Raw genomic sequence first — 224 nt, forward strand, 5'->3', positions numbered from 1 at the left:
GCTCCTGTTGCTCCTGTACTTCCACTCGGTCCACCGCCCGGACCTGTCGCACCAGTTGGCCCCGTCGGACCAGGAGGTCCTCCTGACGGACCAGTGATCCCTGTCGGACCTGTTACTCCAGTCGGACCTGTTATCCCCTGACCTGTCGCTCCGGTTGCCCCTGTATTTCCACTCGGCCCTTGTAGCCCTTGCATTCCTTGTGCCCCTTGTATTCCTTGTGGACC

Annotated in this window: 1 protein-coding gene; it reads right to left on the reverse strand. The window is 61.2% G+C overall.

The genetic code is table 11. The features are described 5' to 3' along the window. Positions 1–194, reverse strand: a 194-nt coding sequence (locus MR083_RS27405) for a hypothetical protein (RefSeq protein WP_277931496.1), incomplete at its 3' end; no start/stop codon positions are given. Positions 195–224: the final 30 nt, after the last annotated feature.

This window comes from Bacillus cereus group sp. BfR-BA-01408 (genome assembly GCF_022663305.1).
Taxonomy (GTDB): domain Bacteria; phylum Bacillota; class Bacilli; order Bacillales; family Bacillaceae_G; genus Bacillus_A; species Bacillus_A pacificus.